3 protein-coding genes are annotated in these 2,098 nt (G+C 40.8%); all 3 read right to left on the bottom strand.

Going from position 1 to position 2,098, the window contains the following annotated elements; translation table 11 throughout:
• Positions 1–210: 210 nt before the first annotated feature.
• On the bottom strand, positions 211–1,188 hold the full coding sequence (locus FKW19_RS15085) for a hypothetical protein (protein WP_116100337.1): 978 nt from the start codon (positions 1,186–1,188) through the stop codon (positions 211–213).
• A gap of 135 nt (positions 1,189–1,323) precedes the next feature.
• Complete coding sequence (locus tag FKW19_RS15080) at positions 1,324–1,506, bottom strand: hypothetical protein (RefSeq protein WP_231111013.1); 183 nt, start codon at positions 1,504–1,506, stop codon at positions 1,324–1,326.
• A 103-nt stretch (positions 1,507–1,609) separates the two neighbouring features.
• Positions 1,610–2,098 (bottom strand): hypothetical protein (locus FKW19_RS15075; protein ID WP_150225420.1); only part of this gene is annotated, 489 nt, incomplete at its 5' end.

The following is a 2,098-nucleotide window of genomic DNA, read 5'->3' as shown; positions in this document are numbered from 1 at the left end:
TCAGCAAAGAGGTGGTCCGGCCATTTCGGGTATTGGAAACCTGATGGACGCCGCGAGAAGGATGCGTGACATGTTCTTTCATCGGGGTGTGTAATAATCTTTTTATATCAATGTGTTATTATGTAAATCTAGGGGAAGTATGATTGTTATTTTTCAATGAGTTACAATGAATTTGTAAACTCAATTATGAGTTCAAGCGAATCGAGACGTTCATTTTTTTTCATGAGTTTCTGGTGTGTTCTCTTTATTTTTAAGAGAAGATATTGCTTCTGCCCCAGCTTGTTTTGCTGCTGTCATTAGTGCATTGGTTTCGCCAACATCAATTTCGCGAGACCGTAATTCGATAGTACTTTCACCATTTTTTAGAATGAAATTTCGTTCAACCTCAGCATTTTTTAAAAGAAGTTCATTTAATACAATCTTTAAGCCTAGATCTTTAGCCATGAAGATCGAAACCAATCTGTATTGGACATTAGTTAGTTCATTCTGAAAGAATTTAATTTCCCCCAGATTTCGCCTATAATTAGAAAGAAAGAAAAATGAAAATATACTAGCAGTAATTGATAATGTTATTTTTGATAAAAATATCCCAAAATAAAATATGTATATATATTTGTTATCTAAATTATCACTTTTGAAATTATTATTAAATATAGAATCAAAATTGTTTGTGGCTTGAAATGAAAGCCATCCCAGAATTCCAACGGATATTAAGGCCGTCATTACTCCCATAAATAAGTTAGTGTTAGCCTTTCTTCCTTGAGCTTCGATTTCTTCCGTTAAACGTTTTTCCATTTGTTTTGCAATGAGGGAGTAATCTACAGGAGGGTCAGTCACATTATTTGTTTGATCTATTTTTTCTTTTGAATCCCTAAATAATTTCTCATATGTTGCCTTTTCACCTAGAGAGTACCCAACTTCTAGAAAATCTTGAAATATAAAAAATGCTGTAGAAAAAACTCCTGAAAATGAAACTATCATTCCAAGAATCCGTATATATTCACCAATTACTGTATTATTTCTAAAACCAATTAAAAATATAGTTAATCCTGACAAAGCCAATAGACATCCACATAAAATTTTAACTAAAGACTTTGTTCTTTTGGATTTTTGTGAGGATATATCTATAATTTTATTGTTGCGGCTTATTAAATTCGCAGCATATTCAAATTTTTTATTTGTATTCATTTTTTCCTCTAATGTAACTTAACGTTATTTATATTTCACAGAAATTCCTAAATTTTTTATACTATTGGTCATTAAAAGCTTACGGTCAAGAAGCTGTTGGTGAGTAATATTACCCACTCACCAACAATAATCTTCTTATCCAGCCTGCACAGCCGCATTAGCGGCATCAAGCTGCTTTTCAGCAAAGGCCCATTCATCCGCCGTGGGTGCGCGGCCTTCCTTCAGCGGCTTCAGTAGTGCGGAAATATCTTCCACAATCACCGGGCCGTTTTCGACAAGAGCTTCAACCGCAGCAATGGCAATGCTTGCATAATTCATGATGGTTTTTCCTTGGTTTTCCGCCATTTCTGGCAGGCAATAAAAGGGTGTCGGTAATACCGACACCCATGGGGGGATCATTTTCGTGAGGTCAGGAAAATGATTACTTGTTTGCAGGCAGAAGGCTGCGGGCTGCGTCCAGAGCATCCTGTGCGGCCTCAACCGCGGCTTCAGGTAGCGGATCACCTTTAGCCGCGGCGTCATCGAGCGGCGCAATCTGGTCATGCGCGGTCTGGAAGGCTGGTTTCAGCTTTGCCACCACAGCCGGATCTGCCGCCGGGTTCTTTTCATAGTCAGCCGCCAGCTGGGCTGCGGCTGCGTAAGACAGGCTCAGGCCGTAAACAGACTGCTGGCGTTGCACCAGCTGATCAGATCCGCACGCCATCAGGCTGGTGCCAACCAGACCAAGCAACATGACGCTGGCCACAGCAGAAGCTACGCTGCTTTTCTTGGGTGCTGTTTCAGCAGTGGAATTGGCAATGGCAGATGTTGCGGCCGCCAGAATGGTGCTGGCTGGCACGGCATCGGCAATCACCTTTGCAGCCGTGGGGCCAATGTCCTTATGGGCGGCCACTGCATTCAGCGCCTTTTC

It is taken from the genome of Acetobacter sp. DmW_125128 (genome assembly GCF_008704325.1).
GTDB classification, from domain to species: domain Bacteria; phylum Pseudomonadota; class Alphaproteobacteria; order Acetobacterales; family Acetobacteraceae; genus Acetobacter; species Acetobacter oryzifermentans.
The sequence above is the reverse complement of the archived record's forward strand: the minus strand, read 5'-3'. Positions and strand labels throughout refer to the sequence as shown.

Coding starts and splice junctions, on each gene's coding strand:
- FKW19_RS15085 (WP_116100337.1), bottom strand. CDS start 1,188: ATGAATACAAATAAAAAATTTGAATATGCTGCGAATTTAATAAGCCGC.
- FKW19_RS15080 (WP_231111013.1), bottom strand. CDS start 1,506: ATGAATTATGCAAGCATTGCCATTGCTGCGGTTGAAGCTCTTGTCGAA.